The organism is [Phormidium] sp. LEGE 05292 (genome assembly GCF_015207735.1).
GTDB lineage: Bacteria > Cyanobacteriota > Cyanobacteriia > Cyanobacteriales > Aerosakkonemataceae > Floridanema.
Map to the genome: position 1 here is coordinate 94,088 of NZ_JADEWG010000004.1, position 9,010 is coordinate 103,097.

The window sequence follows — 9,010 nt, forward strand, 5'->3', positions numbered from 1 at the left end:
TGTTTTAGCAGAAACATTAAATCAAACTGCTTATACTCAACCTGCATTATTTGCGATCGAATACGCCCTATATCAACTATGGAAATCATGGGGAATAACACCAAACATAGTCATGGGGCACAGCGTTGGCGAATATGTCGCCGCTTGTGTAGCCGGAGTATTTAGCTTAGAAGAAGCACTAAAACTGATTGCCCATCGCGGAAAGTTAATGCAACAGTTGCCCTCTGGTGGCGAAATGGTTTCCGTAATGGCAACGGTCGAAAAAGTTAAATCAATCATCGCAGATTATGGTGATACAGTAGCGATCGCTGCTATTAACAGTCCACAAAGCATCGTCATTTCAGGAGCAAGCATTGAGATCCAAGCCATAGTTGAGCAACTTTCAAAACAAGGAATCAAAACCAAACAATTACAAGTTTCTCACGCCTTCCACTCCCCATTAATGAAACCAATGTTGGCAGAATTTGAGCTTTTAGCCAACAGCATTACCTACAATCAACCTCAGATTCCGATAATTTCCAACGTCACTGGACAATTAGCAGAAGAAAACATCGCCACAGCACAATATTGGGTAAATCATATTATTCAACCAGTGCAGTTTGCCAAGAGTATCACCACATTACAGCAATTGGAATGTGAAATATTTGTCGAAATCGGGCCAAAACCAATATTATTAGGAATGGGGCGGGAATGTTTGCCAGAAAACACAGGTTTGTGGTTGGCTTCAGTGCGATCGCAAACACCCGAATGGCAACAGCTACTCACCAGTTTAGCCTCATTATATGAAGCAGGAGTCACAATAGATTGGTCAGGATTTCACCGGGACTACCCCGGAAACAAAGTTACCTTACCCAACTATCCCTTCCAAAGAGAACGTTATTGGATTGAAAGTACAACAACTCCCTATCAAGCATCCGAATTTGTATCGTCAGAAAATCAAGAATGGTGCTACGAATTAGAATGGCAACAGCAAGAAAGAAGAGAAGAACTCGCGCCCAAAAAAAGTTCAACATCCCCGGAAAATTGGTTAATATTTGCCGATCGACAAGGGATTAGTCAGGAATTAAGTAACTTATGGAATTCACTTTCTAAAACTTGTATTCTAGTTTTTCCTGGAACAGAATATCAACAGATATCAGCACAAGAATTCACCATCAACCCAAGTAATTCCCAAGACTTCGATCGACTACTACAGTCAAACAAAATCCCCATTAAAGGAATAGTTTATCTCTGGAGCTTAAATGCAGTAGAAGCTAAAGACCTAACTGGAGGAGAATTAGAAATAGCCTCACAAATTGGATGCGGAGGAGTCTTATCCTTAATTCAATCAATAGCGAAACAAGGATATTCGCAACCGCCTTCTTTATGGTTAGTAACCAAAGGAGCGCAACCAGTAAATGTAGGAACTCAACTAACAGGAGTCGCCCAATCAACCTTATGGGGATTAGGAAGCGTAATTAGCAACGAGCATCCAGAACTTAACTGTAGACTCGTGGATTTAGACCCAGCAGAACATCAAAACGTAGAAAACCTTTCCCAAGAAATTGGTTTCCAGCCGTCAACAAGTAGTGAAAATCAGATAGCTTTTCGCAATGGAAAACGGTATGTAAACCGAATCATAAAACAGCAGAAAATTGGCAAACAATCTCTAAATTTCAAAGCCGATCGCACATACCTGATCGCAGGAGGAATGGGAGGAATTGGCTTACTCGTCGCACAATGGCTAGTAGAGCAGGGAGCAAAACACTTAGTCTTAGTAGGACGTAGCCAACAAAACGAAACAACTTCTTCAACCATCAACCGACTCGAAGAGATGGGAGCACAGGTGGTAGCGATCGCAGCAGATATATCAAAAGAAGCGGAAGTCGCCTCATTACTGAATCAAATTAACACCACCATGCCACCGCTAAAAGGTATTATTCATGCGGCTGGTGTAATTGACGATCGACTGCTATTAGAACACCAATGGCAATTATTTGCTAAAGTCTTTGCACCCAAAGTCAGCGGCGCTTGGAATTTGCATCGCTTCACCCAAGACTTAGATTTGGACTTCTTTGTATTGTTTTCTTCGGTTGCTCAGATACTTGGTTATGTGGGTACAGCAAATTATGCAGCGGCTAATGCCTTTCTCGATACTCTGGCTCATTATCGCAGATCATTAAATTTACCAGCGTTGAGTATTAACTGGGGCCCTTGGTCACAAGTAGGGATGGTAGCAAAATTGGATAATCGAGAAGTAGAGCGAATGCAAACAAGGGGTATTAATCCCTTAGCTCCCAAACAAGCATTGGCAGTACTCCAACAATTATTAAACCAATCCTCTGCTCAAGTGACAGTTTTAGCTATGGATTGGTCAAAATATATCAGCCAATCAACTAATGTATCAGCATTTTTCGCTAACTTTACAAGCGCGAAACCGATGCAAAAATCCGAGTTTCTGGCTCAATTAGAAGCAACTAAAAATGGCGGCTACCAATTAGTAATCGATCGCGTAACCGAGCAAGTAAGTCAAGTATTGGGTCGAAAACTATCAACACCAGAACTCGAACAAGGATTTTTTGACTTAGGCATGGATTCATTGACGGCTGTAGAATTACGCAACCGTCTGCAAAAGTCCTTTGCTTGCTCTTTACCTGCCACCTTGAGCTTTGATTATCCCAATGTCAAAGTGTTAGCTGATTATATCGCCAAAGACATCCTTTCCCTTGAAACCGCCCGAAATGAAAACAGGGAACTCAACGGGAGTAAAAAAGGATTTGAGGCGATCGAAAAGAGCCAAAAAGAACCCCTGGCTATTGTCGGTATGGCTTGCCGATTTCCCGGAGGTGCTAACTCTCCAGAAGCTTTCTGGGAACTATTGTGCAATGGCGTAGATGCGATTTCCGAAGTTCCTCCAAATCGCTGGGATATCAACGCATTCTATGACCCAGATCCAGAAGTTCCGGGAAAAATGTACGCTCGCTATGGCGGGTTTGTCAATCAAATAGAAGAATTTGACGCTCAGTTTTTTGGCATTTCACCCAGAGAAGCTCTCTCGCTCGATCCGCAACAACGTCTACTATTGGAAGTAAGTTGGGAGGCTTTGGAAAATGCGGCGATCGAACCCAACACCCTAGTTGGTAGTCAAACTGGCGTGTTCGTTGGTATGACTACTAATGATTATTTGCAACGGTTGTTGAAGAGAGGAACAACAGAGATAGATGCTTACCAAGGTACAGGTAATATTCCTAGTGTCGCCGCTGGGCGGTTGTCTTATATTCTCGGTTTAACCGGGCCTAGCATGGCAGTGGATACAGCTTGTTCTTCTTCGTTGGTGGCAACTCATTTAGCTCTAGCCAGTCTCCGCAACCATGAATGTAACTTAGCACTAGTTGGCGGTGTGAATCTGCTAGTTGCACCAGAAATTAGCATTATCTTATCAAAAGCCCGAATGCTTGCACCTGATGGTCATTGCAAAGCATTTGATGCTTCCGCCGATGGCTATGTCCGTGCAGAAGGGTGCGGAATGATTGTAATCAAGCGGCTATCCGATGCGATAAAAGACAAAGACCGGATTTTAGCCACCATTCGAGGTAGTGCGGTTAACCAAGATGGTCGCAGCAGTGGTCTGACCGCCCCAAATGGGCCATCACAACAAAAAGTGATTCGCCAAGCCCTAGAAAATAGCGGCGTACAACCAAATCAAATCAGCTATATAGAAACTCATGGTACAGGCACCTCTTTAGGAGACCCAATAGAAGTAGGATCTCTGGGCGCAGTATTTGGTAACGATCGCTCTAAAGATCAACCCTTGACTATTGCTTCTGTGAAGACCAACATCGGACACTTAGAATCGGCAGCGGGAATAGCTGGGTTGATGAAGGTAGTGTTGCAAATGCAGCACCAAGAAATCGCCCCACACTTGCACTATAAACAACCCAGTCCACATATTGACTGGAAAAATTTGCCCGTGATGGTGCCTCAAAATAAAATGTCTTGGGCTACTACAGAAAATTCCCGATTAGCAGGAGTTAGTTCTTTTGGTATTAGCGGTACTAATGTTCATGTAGTCTTAGAAGAAGCCCCAAAACTTGAGCCTGTCACTCCATCAGTCGAACGTTCCTTACATCTGTTTACCCTATCGGCAAAGACAGCATCAGCTTTAGAACAGTTAGCTTTTCGCTATCAAAACTACATTCAAACTAATTCAGATTTGCCACTAGCAGATATATGCTACACAGCCAACACAGGTAGGGAACATTTTCAACATCGCCTAGCGTTGATTGCCCAATCCAAAGAACAATTAATCGCGCAATTAAGTGCTTTTAAACTTGGAGATCGACAGCCGAAAAAACCCTCCAAAATAGCATTTTTATTCACCGGACAAGGCTCGCAATACATCAACATGGGTCGTCAACTATACGACACCCAACCCCTGTTCCGTCAAACTTTAGAACAGTGCAATGAAATTCTGCTTCCTTATCTAGAAAGGTCATTATTAGACATAATTTATGCCCCCGAAACCGAAGAATTAGGGGATAGGGGTCAGGTGTTAGGGGATAGGGAGAAAGACAATTCCCCAACCCCCAACCCCTAACCCCTGTTTTAGCAGAAACATTAAATCAAACTGCTTATACTCAACCTGCATTATTTGCGATCGAATACGCCCTATATCAACTATGGAAATCATGGGGAATAACACCAAACATAGTCATGGGGCACAGCGTTGGCGAATATGTCGCCGCTTGTGTAGCCGGAGTATTTAGCTTAGAAGAAGGGTTAAAACTGATTGCCCATCGTGGCAAATTAATGCAACAGTTACCATCAGGTGGCGAAATGGTTTCCGCGATGGCATCAGTTGAAAAGGTCAAATCAATAATTGCAGATTATGGCGATAAAGTAGCGATCGCCGCCATCAACAGTCCTCAAAGTACAGTCATATCAGGAGCCAGCAAAGACATCAAAACTATCGTCGAAGCACTGACAAAACAAGGAATCAAAACCAAACAACTACAAGTTTCTCACGCCTTCCACTCCCCATTAATGACACCAATGCTCAAAGAATTTGAGCAACTTGCTAATAGCATCACCTACAATCAACCGCAAATTCCGATAATTTCCAATGTCACCGGAAACCTAGCAGCAGAAAACATCAATACAGCACAATATTGGGTAAATCATATTATTCAACCAGTGCAGTTTGCTAAGAGTATGGAAACGTTGCATGAATTGGAATATGAAATATTTGTAGAGATCGGGCCTAAACCAATATTATTAGGAATGGGACGAGAGTGTTTACCAGAAAGTACAGGCTTCCGTGAGCGTCAGCCGAACGGTTTGTGGTTGGCTTCAGTGCGTCCAGCGATGAATGAATGGCAACAGCTACTCACCAGTTTAGGCGAATTATATGAAGCAGGAATCACAATAGATTGGGCAGGAGTTCACCGAGACTACCCCGGAAACAAAGTTATCTTACCCAACTATCCCTTTCAAAGAGAACGTTATTGGATTGAAAGTACAGCAACTCCCGATCGACCAAATGAAAATAGCTCACCAGAAAATAGCCAAACTCCCATTACCAACCTTTTAAATCGAGGAAATACAGAAGAGTTAATGGAGCTATTGCAAAAAGCCGGGAACTTCTCAGAGGAACAAAAGAAATTATTACCGGAAATATTGGCAGCTTTAGTCAAAGAACACCAGCAACATCTAGTACCAAAAGAAAATCAAGAATGGTGCTACGAATTAGTATGGCAACAGCAAGAAAGGATACAAGAAATCGCGCCGAAAGACAGCCAAAACTCACCGGAAACCTGGCTATTATTTGCAGATAAACAAGGCATTGCTCAGGAATTAAAAGAAGTTTTCAAAAATTGTATCCTAGTTTTCCCAGGGGAAGGATATCAACAGAGATCGGCGCAAGAATTCACCATCAACCCAAGTAATTCCCAAGACTTCGATCGACTACTACAGTCAAACCAAATCCCCATCAAAGGAATAGTTTATCTCTGGAGTTTAGATGCAGTAGAAGCTAAAGACCTAACAGGAGCAGAATTAGAAATAGCCTCACAAATCGGATGTGGCGGAGTCTTATTCCTGATTCAATCAATAGCTAAACAAGGATATTCCCAGTCGCCTTCTTTATGGCTAGTAACCAAAGGAGCGCAACCAGTAGGTGAAACATCTAAGCTAACTGGAGTCGCCCAATCAACCTTGTGGGGATTAGGAAGAGTAATTAACAACGAACATCCAGAACTTAACTGTAGACTCGTAGATTTAGACCCAGAAAACGATCGCAATAATGCACAAAGTCTAGGGGCAGAAATTAGTTCAGATCGAGCAAAGAATAGTGAAAATCAAATAGCTTTTCGCAATGGCAAACGGTATGTAAACCGAATCATAAAACAGCAGAAAATTGTCAAACAATCTCTAAATATCAAAGCCGATGCTACCTACTTAATCACAGGAGGAATGGGAGGAATTGGGTTATCAGTCGCACAATCGCTGGTAGAGCAGGGAGCAAAACACTTGGTATTAGTAGGACGTAGCCTACCCAAGGAAAGAGCAAAAGCCACCATCAATCAACTTGAAGAGATGGGAACTCAGGTGATAGCGATCCAAGCGGATATATCAATAGAAGCAGAAGTCGCCTCTTTACTCAATCAAATTAACACCATCATGCCACCGCTAAAGGGTATTATTCATGCGGCTGGTGTGGTAGATAACCGACGGATATTGGAGCATCAATGGGAATTATTTGCTAAAGTGTTTGCACCCAAGGTCAGCGGAACCTGGAATTTGCATCGCCTTACCCAAGACTTAGCTTTGGATTTCTTCGTACTTTTCTCTTCAATATCATGTATTTTGGGTTCTGCGGGGACGGCAAATTATGCAGCGGCTAATGCTTTTCTGGATGGAATGGCTCATTATCGCTCCTCGTTAAATTTACCAGGGTTAAGTATTAACTGGGGAGCTTGGTCAGATGTCGGGATGATAGAAAAAGTCGATCGTCGGGAAGTAGAGCGACTGCAAACAATGGGTATTAGTTTGATTGCTCCCCAACAAGGAAAAGCTATGTTGAAGCAATTATTAACCCAAACTTCTAGACAAGTGACAGTCTTACCGATAAATTGGTCAGTTTTTGTTAAGCAGTCAACTAACTTATCGCCATTCTTTGCTAATTTCACAAGCGCGAAACCGATTCAAAAATCAGAGTTTCTTGCTCAATTAGAAGCAACTAAAGTCGATCGACGTTACCAATTAGTAATCGATCATGTAACCGAGCAAGTAGGTCAAGTGTTGGGTCGGAAACTATCAACAGCAGAACTCGAACAAGGGTTTTTTGAGTTAGGGATGGATTCGTTGATGGCTGTAGAATTACGCAACCGTCTGCAAAAGTCTTTGGCTTGTTCTTTACCCGCTACTTTGAGTTTTGATTATCCCAATGTCAAAGTATTGGCTGATTATTTAGCCAAAGATTACCTGTCCATTGATAAGCCAAGCGATACTGCTTACGCAACGCTGCGCGAACGGACTAACCAAGATATTAGCCAATCAAATTCTGATTTATTAACCGATCTTGATGAACTATCAGAAAGTGAAATCGAACAGCTGCTTGCAGAAGAATTAGCCCTTATTGATGAAGGTAAGAAGCAATGAACACCAACACAGACCGTCAAACTTTAATGAAGAAGGCACTCCTAGAACTCAAGGAGATGAAATCTCAGCTTGAGGCGATGGAAAAGGCCAAAAAAGAACCGTTGGCGATCGTTGGTATGGGTTGCAGATTTCCCGGAGGTGCTAATTCTCCAGAAGCTTTCTGGGAACTATTGTGCAATGGCGTAGATGCGATTTCCGAAGTTCCCTCGAATCGCTGGGATATTGATGCTTTCTACGATTCAGATCCCAGTGCTCCGGGAAAAATGTACTCTCGCTATGGCGGATTTATCGATCGATTAGAAGAATTTGATGCACAGTTTTTTGGCATTTCACCCAGAGAAGCTCTGACCCTCGATCCGCAACAACGTTTGCTATTAGAGGTAAGTTGGGAAGCTCTGGAAAATGCTGCGATTAAACCCGATACCCTGGTTGGTAGTCAAACGGGTGTGTTCGTTGGTATCACTGTTAATGATTATTTACATCGGTTGTTGAAGAGAGAAACAACAGAGATAGATGCTTACCAAGGTACAGGTAATACAAGTAATGCCGCTGCTGGAAGGTTATCTTATATTCTTGGTCTAACGGGGCCTAGCTTGGCAGTGGATACGGCTTGTTCTTCCTCGTTGGTGGCAATTCATTTAGCTCTAGCCAGTTTACGCAACCATGAATGTAATTTAGCACTGGTTGGCGGAGTTAATTTGCAAGCTTTGCCAGAAGTTAATGTTATTTTATCGAAGGCCCGAATGCTTGCACCTGATGGTCGTTGCAAAACGTTTGATGCTTCGGCTGATGGCTATGTCCGTGCTGAAGGGTGCGGGGTGATTGTAGTCAAGCGGCTCTCAGATGCGATAAAAGACAAAGACCGGATTTTAGCTACCCTTCGAGGTAGTGCGGTTAACCAAGATGGTCGCAGCAGCGGTTTGACTGCTCCTAATGGACTAGCACAACAAACGGTGATTCGCCAAGCTTTGTCCAATGGAGGCGTAGAACCGAATCAAATCAGCTATATTGAGGTTCATGGTACGGGTACGGCTTTGGGCGATCCTATAGAGGTGGGAGCGATAGCGGCAGTATTCGGTCATCATCGCTCTAAAGACCAACCCCTAACTATTGCTTCGGTGAAGACCAACATCGGACACTCAGAAGCAGCTGCGGGAATGGCTGGGTTGATGAAGGTAGTGTTGCAAATGCAGCACCAAGAAATTGTGCCACATTTGCACTATAAACAACCCAGTCCGCATATTGACTGGGAAAATTTGCCCTTGATGGTGCCAACATCTAAAACCCACTGGCAAACAATAGAAAATTCCCGCCTCGCAGGGGTTAGTTCTTTCGGCGTTAGCGGTACTAATGCTGTGACTTATACACATCT

Annotated in this window: 3 protein-coding genes; all 3 read left to right on the top strand. The window is 43.1% G+C overall.

Annotated features, from left to right (window positions below; all coding sequences use genetic code 11):
• The first annotated feature begins 55 nt into the window (after nt 1–55).
• Complete coding sequence (locus IQ264_RS33350) at nt 56–4,576, top strand: SDR family NAD(P)-dependent oxidoreductase (RefSeq protein WP_413470327.1); 4,521 nt, start codon at nt 56–58, stop codon at nt 4,574–4,576.
• A gap of 59 nt (nt 4,577–4,635) precedes the next feature.
• Nucleotides 4,636–7,638: a beta-ketoacyl reductase gene (locus tag IQ264_RS33360; protein ID WP_322744586.1), complete on the top strand. Its 3,003-nt coding sequence runs from the start codon at nt 4,636–4,638 to the stop codon at nt 7,636–7,638.
• Nucleotides 7,635–9,010: type I polyketide synthase (locus IQ264_RS02735; protein WP_193978345.1), on the top strand; the 1,376-nt coding region annotated here is incomplete at its 3' end. The genes IQ264_RS33360 and IQ264_RS02735, both read left to right, overlap by 4 nt.